At 69.3% G+C, this 16,166-nt stretch carries 19 protein-coding genes and 1 tRNA gene; 9 read left to right on the top strand and 11 right to left on the bottom strand.

Features of this window, described 5'->3' with window-relative positions:
• Positions 1–33: 33 nt before the first annotated feature.
• Entirely contained in the window at positions 34–279 is a 246-nt protein-coding gene (locus ACGFNU_RS03040; RefSeq protein ID WP_392589635.1) for a hypothetical protein, read from the bottom strand.
• A gap of 71 nt (positions 280–350) precedes the next feature.
• Entirely contained in the window at positions 351–767 is a 417-nt protein-coding gene (locus ACGFNU_RS03045; RefSeq protein WP_392589636.1) for a hypothetical protein, read from the bottom strand.
• Positions 768–924: 157 nt separating this feature from the next.
• On the opposite strand from ACGFNU_RS03045, the gene ACGFNU_RS03050 reads away from it, so the two are divergent.
• The gene (locus ACGFNU_RS03050; protein WP_392589638.1) at positions 925–1,683 is read left to right on the top strand and encodes a hypothetical protein; all 759 of its coding nucleotides are present in this window, start codon (positions 925–927) and stop codon (positions 1,681–1,683) included.
• A gap of 119 nt (positions 1,684–1,802) precedes the next feature.
• Here the strand turns inward: ACGFNU_RS03050 and ACGFNU_RS03055 are convergent, their stop codons facing one another.
• Together ACGFNU_RS03055 and ACGFNU_RS03060 are read right to left on the bottom strand one after the other, a co-directional pair.
• On the bottom strand, positions 1,803–3,338 hold the full coding sequence (locus tag ACGFNU_RS03055; protein WP_392589640.1) for a M28 family metallopeptidase: 1,536 nt from the start codon (positions 3,336–3,338) through the stop codon (positions 1,803–1,805).
• Positions 3,339–3,631: 293 nt separating this feature from the next.
• Positions 3,632–4,054 carry a MarR family winged helix-turn-helix transcriptional regulator gene (locus ACGFNU_RS03060; protein WP_392589642.1) on the bottom strand — a complete coding sequence of 141 codons (423 nt, stop codon included), beginning with the start codon at positions 4,052–4,054 and terminating at the stop codon, positions 3,632–3,634.
• 105 nt (positions 4,055–4,159) lie between these two features.
• Here ACGFNU_RS03060 and ACGFNU_RS03065 point away from each other — a divergent pair, with 105 nt between their 5' ends.
• Together ACGFNU_RS03065 and ACGFNU_RS03070 are read left to right on the top strand one after the other, a co-directional pair.
• The gene (locus ACGFNU_RS03065) at positions 4,160–4,546 is read left to right on the top strand and encodes a RidA family protein (protein WP_392589644.1); all 387 of its coding nucleotides are present in this window, start codon (positions 4,160–4,162) and stop codon (positions 4,544–4,546) included.
• 244 nt (positions 4,547–4,790) lie between these two features.
• On the top strand, positions 4,791–5,861 hold the full coding sequence (locus ACGFNU_RS03070) for an alkene reductase (RefSeq protein ID WP_392589646.1): 1,071 nt from the start codon (positions 4,791–4,793) through the stop codon (positions 5,859–5,861).
• Here the strand turns inward: ACGFNU_RS03070 and ACGFNU_RS03075 are convergent.
• Positions 5,858–6,466, bottom strand: a complete 609-nt coding sequence (locus ACGFNU_RS03075; protein ID WP_392589648.1) for a TenA family protein — start codon at positions 6,464–6,466, stop codon at positions 5,858–5,860. The two genes, ACGFNU_RS03070 and ACGFNU_RS03075, sit on opposite strands and share 4 nt — an antisense overlap.
• A gap of 636 nt (positions 6,467–7,102) precedes the next feature.
• Here ACGFNU_RS03075 and ACGFNU_RS03080 point away from each other — a divergent pair.
• From ACGFNU_RS03080 to ACGFNU_RS03090, 3 genes are all read left to right on the top strand, one after another.
• Complete coding sequence (locus ACGFNU_RS03080) at positions 7,103–7,909, top strand: glutamate ABC transporter substrate-binding protein (protein WP_392589650.1); 807 nt, start codon at positions 7,103–7,105, stop codon at positions 7,907–7,909.
• A gap of 26 nt (positions 7,910–7,935) precedes the next feature.
• Positions 7,936–8,367 (top strand): SMI1/KNR4 family protein, encoded by a 432-nt coding sequence (locus ACGFNU_RS03085; RefSeq protein WP_392589652.1) that lies wholly within the window; start codon positions 7,936–7,938, stop codon positions 8,365–8,367.
• A gap of 73 nt (positions 8,368–8,440) precedes the next feature.
• Positions 8,441–9,232 (top strand): alpha/beta fold hydrolase, encoded by a 792-nt coding sequence (locus ACGFNU_RS03090; protein ID WP_392589654.1) that lies wholly within the window; start codon positions 8,441–8,443, stop codon positions 9,230–9,232.
• Here the strand turns inward: ACGFNU_RS03090 and ACGFNU_RS03095 are convergent.
• From ACGFNU_RS03095 to ACGFNU_RS03110, 4 genes are read right to left on the bottom strand one after another with little or no spacing between them, the layout of a single operon-like run.
• Positions 9,180–9,914 (bottom strand): carboxymuconolactone decarboxylase family protein, encoded by a 735-nt coding sequence (locus ACGFNU_RS03095; RefSeq protein ID WP_392589656.1) that lies wholly within the window; start codon positions 9,912–9,914, stop codon positions 9,180–9,182. The two genes, ACGFNU_RS03090 and ACGFNU_RS03095, sit on opposite strands and share 53 nt — an antisense overlap.
• On the bottom strand, positions 9,907–10,767 hold the full coding sequence (locus ACGFNU_RS03100; RefSeq protein ID WP_392589657.1) for an SDR family oxidoreductase: 861 nt from the start codon (positions 10,765–10,767) through the stop codon (positions 9,907–9,909). The genes ACGFNU_RS03095 and ACGFNU_RS03100 overlap by 8 nt, the downstream gene beginning before the upstream one ends.
• A gap of 56 nt (positions 10,768–10,823) precedes the next feature.
• Positions 10,824–11,465 (bottom strand): TetR/AcrR family transcriptional regulator, encoded by a 642-nt coding sequence (locus ACGFNU_RS03105; RefSeq protein WP_392589659.1) that lies wholly within the window; start codon positions 11,463–11,465, stop codon positions 10,824–10,826.
• 16 nt (positions 11,466–11,481) lie between these two features.
• Entirely contained in the window at positions 11,482–11,751 is a 270-nt protein-coding gene (locus tag ACGFNU_RS03110) for a helix-hairpin-helix domain-containing protein (protein WP_392589661.1), read from the bottom strand.
• A 104-nt stretch (positions 11,752–11,855) separates the two neighbouring features.
• Between ACGFNU_RS03110 and ACGFNU_RS03115 the strand changes: the two genes are divergently transcribed.
• Both ACGFNU_RS03115 and ACGFNU_RS03120 read left to right on the top strand, forming a co-directional pair.
• Positions 11,856–12,329 (top strand): hypothetical protein, encoded by a 474-nt coding sequence (locus tag ACGFNU_RS03115; protein WP_392589663.1) that lies wholly within the window; start codon positions 11,856–11,858, stop codon positions 12,327–12,329.
• Between the two features lie 354 nt (positions 12,330–12,683).
• Positions 12,684–12,953 carry a hypothetical protein gene (locus ACGFNU_RS03120; protein ID WP_392589665.1) on the top strand — a complete coding sequence of 90 codons (270 nt, stop codon included), beginning with the start codon at positions 12,684–12,686 and terminating at the stop codon, positions 12,951–12,953.
• A gap of 28 nt (positions 12,954–12,981) precedes the next feature.
• Here ACGFNU_RS03120 and ACGFNU_RS03125 read toward each other — a convergent pair whose 3' ends face one another.
• Positions 12,982–13,578, bottom strand: coding sequence for a TetR/AcrR family transcriptional regulator (locus tag ACGFNU_RS03125; RefSeq protein WP_392589667.1), 597 nt, complete (start codon positions 13,576–13,578; stop codon positions 12,982–12,984).
• 141 nt (positions 13,579–13,719) lie between these two features.
• Between ACGFNU_RS03125 and ACGFNU_RS03130 the strand changes: the two genes are divergently transcribed.
• Positions 13,720–15,102: an MFS transporter gene (locus tag ACGFNU_RS03130; protein WP_392589669.1), complete on the top strand. Its 1,383-nt coding sequence runs from the start codon at positions 13,720–13,722 to the stop codon at positions 15,100–15,102.
• Positions 15,103–16,033: 931 nt separating this feature from the next.
• Here the strand turns inward: ACGFNU_RS03130 and ACGFNU_RS03135 are convergent.
• A tRNA-Leu gene (locus ACGFNU_RS03135) sits at positions 16,034–16,116 on the bottom strand.
• Positions 16,117–16,166 lie beyond the last annotated feature (50 nt).

Here is a 16,166-nt window from a genome sequence, read left to right on the forward strand (position 1 = left end):
GCCCTCCCCAGGAGGGCACGGCCCGGGGCTTTGTCAGCGTTGTTGTGGCACGAAGGTGCCCTTGGGCAGCACCTTGACGTGCAGGCCGCCGCAGTGCCGGCACGTCGGCTCGGTCCACGGGGGCTGGCTCGCCATCCCCTCGTGGAACCAGGCGACCGCGTCGCCGCCGTGACCGTCGTCGGCGTGGCGCGCCTCGTACATTTTCTCGTAGGGCCGGAGACAGTCGAGGCAGTAGAAGTACCACCGCTCCGTAATGACGTGAACATCCCGAGTTCGCATGCGAGATTCGCTCCTGCTCAGCTGCGGACGAATGGATCTCGGAGGGCGCGGAAGGGCACGCGCCATGCGATCTACGTGCGGAAGATGTTCAGTGCGATGAGCAGGCAGGCGCCTGGCGTGCGGCTCGAAGGCCGGGCGGGCCGTCCTGGCAGGGACGGCGGCCGGCCCACGGGCCTGCCCAGGGCGGCCTCATCGGTCGCCGCGTGGTGGGTGGGGTTCGAACCGAGGTCGCTGCAGCGGGTGAGGCGCCGGACGGCCGAGCGGGGCCGGGCCGCCTCGTACTGCCCCGTGCCCGTCTCGCGGTCGCGCTCGCCCAGCCTTTCAGCGGTGACGGCAGTGGCGGTGGACGGCGCGGGCTGCGTGGCCAGGCCGGCGCTCGCCCCCGTCGAGGCAGGGGCCGTCAGCAAGATGATCACGGCCAGAACGGCCGGCCACAGCATCCTCATCCTGCGGTCGACCGATACCCGCCGGTATCGACGTCCTGCCACACCAGGAACCTTACCTAACACTGTGTATATCAATCTTTGCTGAACGTAACTTCTGCCTGGTAGGCACGGCCTCATCTCGGCGGGCCTTTCGCTTGATTTATACCCATAGGGGGTATATGTTCAGGACATCGAAACCACTCCGGAAGGGGAGAGCCAAATGGCCACCACGACACACGCCACCGGTCACCACGCGGGCGACACTCCCGGAGGCCTGCAGATCTCGGCGGACGGCCACACGCTGGATCTGCTGGACACGATCATCCAGCGGGGCGAGGTCGACTTCCGGTTCCGGATCCTCGGGCCGGACGGGCATCCGGTCACCGCGTTCACCCCGATCCACGACCGCGAGCTCCACCTGATCGTCGCTCGGCGCGAGCTCACCGGCTTCTGGCACGTCCACCCCGAACGCGCCGGCGACGGCACCTGGTCGGTCCGGCTGAACCTGCCCGAGGCGGGCGCCTACCGGGTCTTCACCGACATCGCCCCGCGCGACCTCGGCCGGACGATCACGCTCGGCGCCGATCTCGCCGTGGCCGGGCCGTACGAGCCCGAGCCGACACCCGAGCCGTCCCAGACCTACGCCGTCGACGGCTACGAGGTCGAGATAGAGGGCGGGCTCGCACCCGGAGAAGGCCGCCAGCTCACCCTGACCGTCCACAAGGACGGGAAGCCGGTCACCGACCTGCAGCCCTATCTCGCCGCGTACGGCCACCTCGTGATCCTGCGGGCCGGGGATCTCGCCTACGTACACGTCCACCCGAACGGCGAGCCCGGCGACGGGGTGACCGAGCCCGGCCCCGCCATCACGTTCCACGCGCACGTCCCCGGGCCGGGCACGTATCGCGCCTTCCTGGACTTCAAGCACGGGGACGTGGTCCGCACGGCCGCGTTCACCATCGTCGCCGACCATCACTGACTAGTGATCGCGGCTCACAGCTCTGACCGGCTGAAGGCGACCGCGGGCCACGTCCGGCTGAACGCGGCAAAGGCCGCCCGGGCCTCAGCGAGATCCCGGACGGCCTTTGGCGGATCAGCTCATCGGGCGCCGGAGCCCTGGATCCCCTTCGGAGCCACCCGCGCGGTGGGCGCGAGCGGGTTGATGGGGATGTCGCTGGTGTTGAAGGCGTACCTGGCCGCGGAATCGGCGATGGCGTCGGAGTCGACGTCCAGCGCCGTCATGTTGATGTTGGCGATCGTGTCGCAGGCCTGGTGGTAGCAGACGTCGTACGCGACGCCCGCGGTGCCGCCGAAGAGGGCCGCCTCGGCGGGCGTCTTGATGCCCTCCGCGCCGGTGAAGATCCCACCGGACGGGATGCCGACCGCGATGAACGGCCCGTAGTCGGAGCGTCCGTCGAAGTCGGTGCCGACGTGGCCGAGGCCGCGGGAGTCGAAGAACTTCTCCAGCCGCTTCTCGATCTGCGCCGATCCCGGCGGGCCCGCGGGCGAGCCCGTGGCGTCGGAGTCGTCGCCGTCGTACAGCTTGTAGGCGTAGTTCGGCGACGCGATCATGTCGAAGTTCAGGTAGAGCCGGATCTTGTCCTGCTCCGCCTTGGACAGGTTCGCCACGTACTGGTCGGAGCCGAGCAGACCGATCTCCTCGGCGGCCCAGAACGCGAAGCGCATCTTGTTCTTGACCGGGAAGTTCCGCATCTGCAGCGCGGTCTCGAGGATCGCCGCGGTGCCCGACCCGTTGTCGTTGATGCCGGGACCCTCGTGGACGCTGTCGAGGTGGGCGCCGATCATGACCACGTTGTTCGCCCGGCCGTGCCGCGACTCGGCGATGACGTTGTGGTTGGTGCCCAGGACCAGGTTGGAGTCCACCTTCAGGCGGACGGTCGTGCCCGGGTTGGCCGCGAGCTCGTTGCCGACGGCGAAGCTGGAGAACACCATGGGGATCCCGGCGCGCCACTCACCGATGTTGAGCGGGAACGGGTCCGTCCGGCCGGGCTGGCCCTCGTTGAAGATGATGATGCCGGACGCGCCGGCCCGTCCCGCGTTGAGGATCTTGGTCGCGAACGGGCAGGTGCCGCGCTGGATCAGCGCGATCCGGCCCGCGACGAACCCGGTGAAGTCCGAGGCCTCGCAGCCGCTGGTGGACGTCGGCGTCGGCGTCGGCGGCAGCACGAGGTCCACGCCCTGCACCTGCGCCGTGACGTCACCGGCCGGCGACGGCTCGAAGGTGACGAAGTCCGTGCCCGGCGTGTAGGTCTTCGGCGTCGGCGACTGCTGCGCCAGGATGGCCGGGCTGTTCTCGCTCCAGCTCTCCACGAAGTTGATCGGGTTGAGCGTCACCTTGTAGCCCGCTCTGCGCAGCTTGCCGGCGACATAGTCACGCGAGGCGGTGTAGCCCGGAGTCCCCGCGGCCCGGGTGCCCCCGTTCGCGTTCGCGATCCCCTGGAGGGCGTCCAGGTGCTTCTTGACGTTCTCCCCCTTGACCTTCTTCACCAGCACCTTGGCGAACACATCGTCGAGGGAACCGGCCTCGGCCGGCGCGGATACGGACAGGGACAGGATCACGGACGCGGCGACCAGTACGGCGCCTGCGGCCCGCCTCCGACGGCGAATACGCACGCCAACTCCTTTGTTAGGACGATCGACGTAAACCCCCCGAAACTTCCGTGCCTTGGAACGTAACGCCCACCATCGGAACTGGACACCTGCGTGCCACATATGGCCGCCCACATCCGGCCAGTCCACAACTGAACCCAGCCGCGCAGCCCACGCGTCTCCGGCTCCCCCGGCCAGGTCGCGACCGCGCCACAGGGCGGAGCCGTACCGCCAACGTATAGACGAAGCGATGCCCGACAGATCCTGTACGGGCACGACGTCGTCGAGGAGGCTCTCCCTCGATGCGCGGGCGCCTGCTAGGCGACCGGGGCCTCGGTCCGCAGGGTGGCGACGAGTGCGGACACGCGCGGGTCGGTGGACGCGTCGTCCAGTGACCGGCTGAGCGTCTCGTGGTAGGTGGGCGACGCGTCGTCCACAGCGGTGCGCCCCTGGTCGGTGATGACCGTGTAGACGCCGCGACGGTCGTTCGCGCAGAGGTCGCGGCGGGTGAACCCGGCGGCCTCCAGCCGGGCGACGAGGCGGCTGACCGAGCTCTGGTTGAGGCCGATGAGGTCGGCCAGTTCCTGCATGCGCAGCTCGCCGTCGTCGGCGCGGGAGAGGCGGCACAGCGCCCGGAACTCCGAGAGCCCGATGCCGTGGTGGCGCTGGAGCGCCTTCGCCAGCTCGTTCTCGACCCGGCCGTGCAACGTCACGACCTGGTCCCAGACCTGCGCGTCCATGACCGCCCTCGCCTTCACCTGTTGACAACAGAGTACATGCAGAGCCAATATCTGCATGTGCATGCAATCCATGTACATGCATGGAAATTTCGATCAAGGAGAGACGTGACCATCGAGAAGATCGCCACCATGCCCGACTGGTACGCGCCCTACCGCATCTCGCAGGCGATCAAGGCGGGCGGCCTCATCCACGTCTCGGGCCAGGCGGGCATCGACGAGCAGGGCAAGACCGTCTCCGACGACTTCCTCGCGCAAGGACGGCAGGCCTTCGCCAACATCAAGCGCGTTCTGGCCGAGGCAGGCGCCGGTTTCAGCGACGTCGTCAAGGTCGGCATCTTCGTCACCGACATGGCGTCCAACCTCGACAAGGTGATCCAGCTCCGCGAGGAGTTCCTCAGCGAGCCCTACCCGGCCGACACCCTGCTCGAGATCTCCTCGCTAGCCCAGCCCGACTGGCAGATCGAAGTCGAGGTCACCGCCCTAGCCCGCTAATTAACCCCACCCATTGAAATCACTCATCCCCAGAGGAAGCCCCATGCCCACCTCCCCCTCACCCCACCCCTCCACCCCACGCGCCTCCATCCCACCGCACAGCTCCGAGCCATCGCTCACGTCTGAGGTACCGCGCGAATCACCACGCGCCTCTGAAGTACCGCCCGTCTCCGCGCCGTCGCGCACCTCCGAGGCACGCCGCGAGTCCGCGCGCGCCTTCGCGTCACCGCGCGGTTCTGAGTTGTTGCGGCCTTATCGACTCGGGGCGCTTGAGCTTCCTCATCGCATTGCTATGGCGCCCATGACCAGGGGGAGGGCCGACGATCTGACCGGCGTGCCGAGCCCGCTGACCAAGGACTACTACGCCCAGCGCGCCGGCGCCGGGTTGATCGTTAGCGAGGGGATCTATCCGAACGCGCTGGGCAAGGGCGGCCCGGGGATTCCCGGCCTGGTGACGGACGCGCAGGTGGCGGGCTGGCGCGAGGTGACCGAGGCCGTCCATGCCGCCGGCGGGCGGATCTATGCCCAGCTGTGGCATGTGGGGAGAATGTCGCATCCGCTCGTCCTGCCGGACGGGCAACCGCCCGTTGCCCCTTCCGCCGTCCGGATCGAAGGGGAGCAGATCTTCACGGCCGACGGCCTGGTGGATCACGTCACCCCGCGCCCGCTGACGACCGCCGAGGCCGAGGCCACGGTCGCGGACTTCGCGGCGGAAGCGCGCAACGCCATCGCGGCGGGCTTCGACGGCGTCGAGATCCATGGCGCGAACGGCTACCTGATCCAGCAGTTCCTCGCCGAGAACACCAACCTGCGCGCCGACCGCTACGGCGGCTCCCGCAACGCGCGGCTGCGCTTCGCGATCGAGGTCGTGGAGGCCGTCGCGGCCGAGGTCGGGGCGGCGCGCACGGGGCTGCGGATCTCGCCCGACAACCCGGAGAACGAGATCGCGGAGGAGAACGCGCAGGACACCTACCGGACGCTCGTTGACGCGCTCGATCCGCTGGGGCTCGCCTACCTGCACGTGATCGAACGCGGCGCGTACGGGGCCCTCGCCGATCTGCGTCCCCGCTGGTCGGGCACCCTGATCGGAAACTTCAACGGCCCGGAGGCCACCTCGGTGGACGCGGGCGAGAACGTCCTCGGCGCCGGGCTCGCCGATCTCTTCTCGTTCGGGCGGCACTTCATCGCCAATCCCGATCTGCCCGCCCGCATCGCCGCCGGCGCGGCCCTGAGCGCGCCGGATAGGGGACCCGTCTACGGCGGTGGCGCCGAGGGTTACGTCGACTACCCCGCCCTCACCGCGTCGCGCGTCTAAAGCCGGACGTTCCAGAAGTCGATCTCATGCCGCATGCCCTCCAGGAAGAGCTTCTCGGCGCGTTCCCGGTCGGGCCCGGCCTCGTCGATCATCTGGGCACAGCGCCTGGTCAGCTCGGCGAAGCCAGGGTCGGCGTAGGTGTCGACCCAGCGCCTGTAGCGCGGCTCGGCCGGGGGATGAGCGGCGAGGCGGGCGCCGAGCGTCGAGTAGCCCCACATGCAGGGATAGAGCGCCGCGAGGCCTTCGCCGTACGAGACGGCGCTGTCCAGGAGGAAGCGGGTGTACGCGGCGCACGCCGGGCCCTTGCTGGCCCCCTCCAGGTCGGCGTCGAACTCGGCGGCCAGCGAGCGGTGCAGCGACAGTTCCTCGTGAAACGTGGCGTGCGCGAGGTCGACGAGGTCCCCGAGATGGGACGCGGGCGCCTGCCAGGCCAGCCGCGCGAACACCCGTACGTAGTCGAGGAGGAAAAGGTAATCCTGCTCCAGCCAGGAGCGGAACACCGCCTCGTCCAGGTCTCCGCTGGCGATGCCCACCACTGTCGGATGCTTCAACTGTTCCTCGACCAACGGCAGGCCGAGCTCTTCCAGATGCGCCGCGAGACTCATGCCCGAAGTCTCCCATCGGCCCGAATGACGAAGACCCCGCCGGACGTACGTCCGGCGGGGTCCCACGTCTTGGCCGATGTGTGGGGTCGCCTCTCGGCGAAAGGCACAATGCGGCTCCAGCCGAACGGTATTCCGCAGAGGCAATAGGTAGGGCCCGGGGACACCCAGGCACACCGGCCATGAGATGTAACCGCTCCCCCTCCGAGATTGTTCCCATGCCCCCGCAGCGACGTTCAGACACCCCGACCTGGCCCGCCGCTGTCCAATCACCCAACCCGCTCGCCGCCGCCCAGCCACCCCACCGCCCAACCCGCCCGGCGCCGTCCAGCGCCGTCCAACCGAGATCGTCCACCCGGTTGAACCTGTCGCTGGTCGCGGGCGGGGGTCAAGCGGTCAAGATCAGGCCCGCGTCCGGCCGAGCACCTCCCGCATCCCCGCCTGATCGGCCGCGGCCCCACCGTCCAATCCGCCCGGCGCCCGTCCAGCCGCCCACCCCCCCCTCGTCCCGCCCAGGACCGTTCCCTGCGGCAGGGACCGTTCCATAGGCCCCAGCCACGGCCCTTCGAGCCCTTCCCGTCACCCGGCGTTCATCTGACGGCCGCTAGGGGGTCGTCCGCGCCCGGCAGCGTGGACGGTGTGCATTCTGGGCTCGCCCGCACAACCGGAGCGGTGATCCTCACCCTCGCGCTAGCGGGCTGTACCGCGGCCGCCACGGCCTCGCAGAAGAACACCATCGTGGTCGGCGTCAAGGCCGACCAGCCCGGCCTCGGCCTCCTGGAAAGGGGCGGCCACAAGGGCTTCGAGGTCGACGTCGGCACGTACGTCGCCAAGCGCCTCGGGGCGACGCGCGTCACGTTCAAGACCGTGACCTCGGAAGACCGGGAGCGGCTGCTCGACGCGGGCACGGTCGATCTCGTGCTGGCCTCGTACTCCATCACGGCCGAACGTGCGACGAAGGTCACGTTCGGCGGCCCGTACTACGTCGCCCACCAGGACATCATGGTCCGCAAGGGCGAGCAGGGGATCCGCTCAGCCCGGGACCTCGCGGGGCGCCGCATGTGCCAGGCGAGCGGCTCGGTCTCGTCCCAGCGGGTCACCCGTGGCCTGGGCATCGCGACCAAACCCGTACCGTCGCCGTCCTACAGCGAGTGCTTCAAGAAGCTGCTCGCCGGTGAGGTCGACGCGGTGTCCACGGGTGATCTGGTCCTGGCAGGGTTCGCCGCCCGTGCGCGCGACCGGGTGCGGATCACCAACTCCCCGTTCACCGAGGAACGGTATGGCGTCGGCCTGCGCAAGGGCGACATCGAGAGCTGCGAGCGCGTCAACAAGGCGATCACGCAGATGTACCAGGACGGTACGGCCTCCCACCTGCTGCGCAAGTGGTTCGGCGCGGCCGGGCTCCAGCTCACCGAATCCGTTCCCGAGTTCGAAGGTTGCTCCTGACCGATGGCAATCGTCATGATTTGGCAATGTGGCGTGAGCTGATCGAAGAACACACCTCCCAGGCCCGGTTCGCCCCTCCGGTCACGGAGGAGGCGCTGTACCGGGCCGAGGAGACTCTGGGGCACCTGCTTCCCGACGACCTGATCAAACTGCTCGGCGAGACGGACGGCGTGGTCGACGCGAACGGCTACAACCTGATCTTCTCCGCCGAACAGCTTCTCCAGGGCAATCTGGAGATGCGCACCTATCCCGCGCTGAAGCGGCTCTACATGGCGTTCGACCAGCTGCTGTTCTTCTCCGATGCTCCTGGCGACGGCAACCTGTTCGCCTACGCGCTCATACCCGAAGGCAGGCCGGACATCTTCGTCTGGGACCACCGGACCGACAGCCGCCGCCGCATCGCGCCCTCCCTGGAGCACTTCATCGAAGCGTGGCTGACGGGTCATATCCAGCTGTGAGGCCCTAGATATGTAGCAACCACTACAGAATCGCGCTAATCTGTAGCGAACGCTATAGATCTAGGGAGCTGTCATGTCCTTCGCCCGAACCGTCCACGGCACCGGTCCCGGCCTGGCCCTCGCCCACGGCGCGGGCGGCGGCATCGCCGCCAACTACGGCCCGATCATGGACGCGCTCGCCGCCGGCCACACGGTCGTGGGCGTCGACTACCCCGGGACGGGGGCCACGCCGCCCAGCACCGGCCCATTCGACCTCGACGACCTGGCGGACGAGGTCGTGGGCGCCGCCGTCGCCGAGGGCCTGGAGACCTTTGCGATCTCCGGCTACTCCCTGGGCGCGGCCGTCGCCGTCCGCGCCGCGACCCGCCATCCGGAACGCGTGACCGCCCTCGTCCTGACCGCCCCGTTCGCCTACCCGGACACCTACTTCCGCCTCCTGACCTCGATCTGGTCCAGGCTCTACGCCTCCGGCGATCATTCGCTGCTGGCCGAGTTCCTTCTCCTTCAGGCCACCGGCCCGGACGCGCTGGCCTCGATCCCCGCGGCCGACCTCGCGAACGTCGTCAACGCCACCGCCGGCTCCCTGCCGCCCGGCACTCCCGAGCACACCGAGATCCTCCCCCGGGTCGACGTCCGCGCCGACCTGGCCCGGATCAGCGTCCCCACCCTGGTGATCTCAACGACCGAAGACCGGCTCGTCCCCCCGGCGCTGCACCGCGAGGTCGCCGCCCAGATCAGCGGCGCCCGCCTCGCCGAGCTCGAAACGGGTCATCTCCCGTTCGCCGAACGCCCGGACGCCTGGGCCAAGCTGATCACCGGCTTTCTCGCCGGCGTGGCGGATCGGGCTGGATCCGCAGCGACGTGATCACGGTCGCGAGCATCTCGTAGTGCGCGGCGAGCATGCACAGCTCGATGCACTCGCGAGGGGACAGGTGCCGCCGGAGCCCCGCCCACGCCGGATCGTCGAGATCTCCGTGCGCGTGCATGTGATCGACGGCGGTGAGGACGGCCCGCTCGCGCGCCGTCCAGCCGAAGGCGGCGGGGCCCTCGGCGATCCGCGCGACATCGCCGGAGTCCACGCCCGCACGGCGGCCGAGCCGGACGTGGTGCTCGTACTCGTACGCGCAGTCCCGGAGATGCGCGACCCGCAGGATCACCAGCTCGGTCTCGCGGCGCGGGAGGATGCCTCGCGGCATCAACCGGCCCCCGAACCGGCCCCAGGCGCGGAAGAGCCTGCGATGCCTGCCGAGCGTCAGGAAGAGGTTCGGGGGAGTCGTCCCGCCAACGAGCCCGGCGATCTGGGCAGCCGTCCAGTTGGCAAACCCAACCTCACGCAGTCCGCCAGGCGAAATACGGGCCGCCCCAGACGAACCACGCGACCCGCCAAGACGAGCACTGGGCAACTCACCCAACCCGCCGGGCGAGGCACCCAACTCGCCGAGCGACGCACCCAACCCGCTAGGCGAAAGATCCGACCCGCCGGGTGGGGTATCCGGCCCGCTCGGCGAGGCGCTGGGTCCGTTCGGCGGGACGTGGGGTTCAGGCACGGGCGTCCTTTTTCGGCGGGTCGAGGTAGCGGGTCATCGCCACGTTCAGTCCCCGCATGATCAAGGTGTACACCACGGGAACGTAGCGCTGGGCCAGATGCAGCAGCCGGACGTCTTTCGAAGTGAAGATCAGATACTTGTCGCGTTCGATCCCACGAATGATCGCCTGCGCGGCCTTGTCCGGCGAGATGGCGCGGCGGCGGAAAAGCTCGATGACACGCCGCGTCCGAGGCGCGTCCCTGTCGACGCCCACGATCTCCACACTGCGTACCAGCGGTGTGTCCATGCCGCCGGGGCACACCAGGCTCACCACGATCCGATGGCGGCGCAGGTCGAAGCGGAGCACCTCCGACACCCCGCGCAGGCCGAACTTGCTCGCGCTGTACGCGGCGTGCCACGGCAGGCCGAACAGGCCCGCCGCCGAGGACACGTTGACCAGGTGACCGCCGCGCCCCGCCTCGATCATGGACGGCACGAACGCCTCGATGACGTGGACGGGCCCCATGAGGTTCACGTCCACCATGCGCCGCCAGTGCCGGTGTTCGAGCCGGTCGACCGTGCCCCAGGCCGACACCCCGGCGACGTTCATGACCAGGTCCAGGCTCCCGACCTCGGCGTGCACCCGTTCGGCCAGGCGCGACACGGCGGCCTGATCGACGACGTCGGCGGGCTCGGCGAGCAGGACCGTGGCGCCGCGGTCGCGGAGAGCGGACGCCGTCTCCGCGAGGCCGCCGGCATCGATGTCGGTGAGCACGAGGTCGGCGCCGCGCGCCGCCGCCAGCCGGGCCATGCTCCGCCCCAACCCGCTGCCCGCGCCGGTGACCAGGCATTTCTTACCGGACAAACTCGTCACGGGGCACAACCTAAACAGCTGTAGACATCCGTGTCTATAGCCATAGACACCCATGTCTACAGGTCGTCGCCGAACCCCATCAGCCGCGCGACCAGGGCGACGAACGGCTCCCGGAGCGCGACCAGCCCCGCCTGGTCGCCGGTCAGAACGCGCGTCGTGACCAGCGAGACCAGCGCGCCCACGACCGTTTCGCACGCCAGCCGCTGCTCGGGCGTGGTGGCGCCGAACGCCTCGGCCACCCACTCGGTCAGCGTGGCCTGGACGGTCAGCCGGCGGCCGAGCACCTCGACGCCCGCCGCGTACACCTCGACCAGGAAGACCCTCGCTACCTCGGGCTCCGCCGCCAGCGCCGCGAGGTACGCGGCGACCACCCGGTCGAGGCGTTCCAGCGGGGTGCCTCCGAGCCGCAGCGCCGCCTCGACCTGCTCCACCAGGAGGTCGGTGACCAACTCGTACGCGGCGATGAAGCACGCTTCCTTGTTGGCGAAGTTCTCGTAGAACGTCAGCCGCGACACCCGGGAACGCCTGAGCACATCAGCCACCGACGTCGCGACGTACCCCTTCTCCGCCGCCACTTCGACCATCGCCACCAGCAGCCGGCTTCGCTGCCGGGCCGCGACCTCTTCCCGCGTCAGGCCATGCGACCGGCCCGACAGCGGCTCAGCGGAACGCGCGCGCAGCAGGGAGAGATCGTCCACCCGGCCATGCTAGGTGTCACCGGCTCCGCGCGAGGAGGCGCTTGCGCTCGCCGGTGTACTCCCACCAGGGCCGGCCGGGCAGCCCGTCGGCCTGGTCGACGGCGGACATCACGGTGTCGAGCAGGCACGGGTCATGCCGCACGCCGTCCGCCGCGCACATCTCCTCGAACACCTCGAACGCGTCCCGCCCCGCCAGCTGGCCGACACGTGTGATCCCGATCCGTTCGAACTTCCGCGCGATGGCCGGTCCGACATTCGCCAACGTGACCACTCGTTCATCACTCATGCCCCCAGCGGACCAGCCCGGCCGAGCCCCCGTCTTGTCGAAACCGGACACGCCCCCGCCACACTTCGACGGAGGTCGAGCTTTCGGCGATCTAGCGTCTGACCATGGCAGACGACATCCCGATCACCGACGACCGCCCGCCGTCCCAGGTCGTCCGCGAGATGGTCGATCACGTCCTCGGCCTCGCGGCCACCTGGACCGCCTGGGACGGCAGCCCGCGCCCCGTCGACGACCGGACCTACACTCCGCACAAGGCGATCCGCCGCGTGGTCGATCACCTCGTGGACCATCTCGCCGAACTCGAGGCACGGCTCGCCGGGGTGGCCCCGATCCCCGATCATTGGCACGCGTCGTCGTTCACCGACTCGGCGGATCTCGCCCCGTTCACCCAGCAGGATCTGGACGAGGCGCACAGCCGCCTCACGCGCCTGGCGCAGATCTGGACCGTCCGCCTGAACGCCCTCTCCCCGGACGAGCTCGACCGCTCACCCGGCGATGGCTGGACGTTCCGCCAGATCGCCTTCCACCTGGCCGAATCCGCCTACTACGCCGACGCCGTAGGCGACCTCACCACCTGAACGACGAAGGGGCCGCAGCCCCTGGAGCGTCGAGTCAGGGCACTTCTTGCTGATGTGGTGGCACTGCTTGGTGACCTGTTGAGCGCTGACGTAGAGGTGCACGCACGCGGTTCCGGTCTTCAGCTTGAGGTTCTTGAAGGACCTGTATCCCCTGTTCTTGCAGCCCTTGTGCGTCTTTCCTCCAGGGCTTGTCGATATCGCCGCTGGCGATGGGTTCACGGCTGTTGTTCAGCGGACGGCGTCATTGCGCGCTGGACGCTTTGGCGGAGAAGCGCGCGCCGCCGCTCGTGCGACTCCGAGGGCTCCTGGGCGGTCGCGGCGTAGACGTTGCTGACCGGTGACCAGGCCAGCGACATGGCGATGACCATCCTGCTCGTCGGACGCAAGAAGCTCAGCTCCGCGGGCAGCGGCGGCAGGTCCGCGACCGCCGCCATGCCGGACTTCTGCGCCGAACACGGAGTCACCGCCGACATCGAGCTGCTCCCTTCGGCACGCGTGAACGAAGCCCTCGACCGCCTGCGGCGTCACGATGTCCGATCCCGCGTTCTCCTAGAAGCGGGCGCCGACCCGGTCCTCCGCAACAAGGAGTTGCTCAACCTCCTCCGCCACCACGGAGCCTCCTGAACAGAGCCCCTGGGGAGATGGTGGAGTTCTAGGCGGGATAGGCCTGCATGGCGAGGGTGGCCACGCGGTCGAGTTCTTCTGCGGTGGCGCCGTCCTGGGATTGACGCGACATTCCCTGGACGGTCGCCGCGTAGAACGTGGCGAGGCCATCAACATCGGTGTCGGCAGGGATGCGGCCCAGGCGAACATCACTCTCGATGCGTTCGGCGAACGCTCGCTTGGCCGCGATGCGGTGGGCGCGCAGTTCCTCTTCGACGTCTTCCGCCTCGGGGCCGTGGTTGATCGCGGCGGTGATGATCAGGCAGCCGGGCGGGTGCTCGGGGTCGCAGTAGTTGACGGCGGCCTCGCGCAGGACGCGTTCGATGGCCTGGCGGCCCGTGGGCTCCTCGGCCAGGGCGCGGGTGCTGAATGCGCCGTGGGTCTGCTGATAGCGCTCGACTGCCTCGCTGAAGAGCTTCCGCTTGTCGCCGAACGCCGCGTACAGGCTCGGCGGGCGGATGCCCATGGCGGCGGTCAGACCGGCGATCGACGTCGCCTCGTAGCCGTGCCGCCAGAACTCCCTGAGGGCCTTCTCCAGCGCCGCGTCACGGTCGAAGGCGCGGGGACGCCCCGGCGTTCTGCTCATCCGCCCATTGTATAGCGGTCGATACAAATCTTGACGGTTCCTCCGCGGTAACCGAGTGCACCGCAAAGTGCGTTCTTCCGGATCTCTCCCCCTCGACCCACGCTGTTGCCGGTTACCAAAAGGAACTAGCAAGGAGTCGGCATGTCCGATAGATGGGACACGCGAGCGTGGAGCGTGTTGTTCGTCCTGTGCGGCGCGATCTTCCTGGAGGGGATCGACGTGGCGATGCTGAACGTGGCGTTGCCCGCGATCCGCGAGGACCTGGGCCTGTCCACAGGCATGCTCAGCGGGGTGGTCAGCGCGTACGTGCTCGGCTACGGCGGCTTCATGCTGCTGGGCGGGCGCGCCGCCGACCTGCTGGGCCGCCGCCGCATGTTTCTTCTCTGGCTCGGCGTCTTCCTGGTCTTCTCGGGTCTCGGCGGGTTCGCGACCGAGGGCTGGCAGCTGCTCACCGCCCGCTTCGTGACCGGCATCGCCGCCGCGTTCATGGCGCCCGCCGGACTGTCCCTGGTCACCTCGAACTTCCCCGAGGGACCGCAGCGCAACAAGGCCCTGCTCGTGTACGCGGGTACCGCGGCAGGCGGATTCTCGCTGGGCCTGGTCGCCGGCGGCCTGCTGACCGCGATCGGGTGGCGCTGGGTGTTCTTCGCCCCGGTGATCCTCTCGGCGGTGATCCTGCTGGCCGCGATCCCGCTCATCAAGGACGACGCGGCGCGTGAACGGGGGCGCTTCGACATCGCCGGATCGATCACCGCGACCGGCGCGATGCTCCTGCTGGCGTACGGCGTCGTGCGGCTGGAGCACCCCGCCGAGGGCCTGGGCTGGACGATCGCCTCGTTCGCGTCCGGTCTCGTCCTGCTGGCCGCGTTCGTGACGATCGAGCGACGCTCGGCCGCGCCCCTGGTCCGGCTGGGAATCCTGCGTTCGGGCCCGCTGGTCCGCGCCAATCTCGGCGCGCTGCTCTTCGTCGGCTCGTTCGCCGGGTTCCAGTTCCTGGTGACGCTCTACCTCCAGGAACTCCGCGGCTGGTCGGCGTTGCAGACCGGCCTGGCGATGCTGGTGATCGGGATCGACACCATCCTCGCCCCCACCCTGACCCCCAAGCTCGTGGCCCGCTTCGGGAACGTCCGCGTCATCTTCGCGGGCCTGATCACCTCGATCGCCGCGTACGCGCTCTTCCTGCCCGCCGGTCTCGACTGGGCCTACACCCTCATGCTCCCGAGCATGGTCCTGCTCGGCCTGGCCTTCTCGATCACCTACGGGCCGCTCACGATCGCGGCCACCGACGGCATCGCGGAAGAGGAACGCGGCCTCGCCGGCGGGCTCCTCTACACCTCGATCCAGTTCGGGATGGCGCTCGGCATCTCGACGGTCAGCGCCGTCAACGTCGCCGCCGGCGCCGGGTTCGACGGTTTCCGCACCGCCCTGATCGTCCCGGTGGCCGCCGCCGTCGCCGGTGCCGCCATCACCGCCACCGGCCTGACCCGCCGGACCCCGCCCGTCCCCGTCCCGGCTCAGATCTGAAGGAACGAGCTGGGCAGTTCTGGACGAGCCCCGCCGGCGCGTCCAGGCAATCCGGGGCACAGACCCACGCAGCAAGATCTGGCAGTCGAACTGACCGAACGGGCCGGTGAGAGCGACAGGCTCCCACCGGCCCGTCCCGCGCGCCCAGGATGTCATTCCGGCCCAGGGCAAACGGGCCCCCTGCACACGCCCGATACGAGGCCTCGATCACCCGCGCGACCTGCACGGCCCCGGAGACACGCCATGAACGGCGTGGCAGCGTTCACACCGGCTCATCGTCCTGTGAAGCCATCACACAGATGGGTGGTCAGAGCGCTCCACGACGGGGAGAGTAAAGGCATGTCCTCGTGCATCGCCCGAACAAACGCGCCCGCAAACCCCGGCGGCGCACGATGCACGTGGACGCGCGCAGAAAGATTTGTGCATCCCACTGGAAGGTCCACCGACAAAAGCCACGAAGGGCCCAGAAGAGGAATCCACGGAAGGCCCGAAGGCGGAACGCACGGAAGGATCGCCCCCCGGAAGGCGCCGGGGTATGGGGCGGAGCCCCAGCGGGGGCGTGGGGGCGGAGCCCCCACATCGGGGGTCTGGGGGTCGCCCCCCAGGTGGACACATACCGAAGAGGTGACGGCTCGCGCTGTCTGCGAGCACACCACCCCCACCTCTTCGGGGGTCTGGGGGTCGCTCCCCAGGTGGACACATACCGAAGAGGCGACGGCTCGCGCTTTCCGCGAGCACACCACCCCCGCCTCTTCGGGGGTCTGGGGGTCGCCCCCCAGGTGGACACATACCGAAGAGGCGACGGCTCGCGCTTTCCGCGAGCACACCACCCCCGCCTCTTCGGGGGTCTGGGGGTCGCTCCCCAGGCAAACACGACGAAAAGAGGCGACGGCTCGCGCTTTCCGCGAGCACACCGCCCCTACCTCGTTCGTGGGCGAGGAGGGATTTGAACCCTCACATCCTTTCGGACACACGGACCTGAACCGTGCGCGTCTGCCGTTCCGCCACCCGCCCGGGGTGTCGCATCGGCCCTCTTGGGGCGTGCTCGAAAAGGCTAGCACGGC

The organism is Spirillospora sp. NPDC048911 (assembly GCF_043198015.1).
Lineage (GTDB): Bacteria > Actinomycetota > Actinomycetes > Streptosporangiales > Streptosporangiaceae > Spirillospora.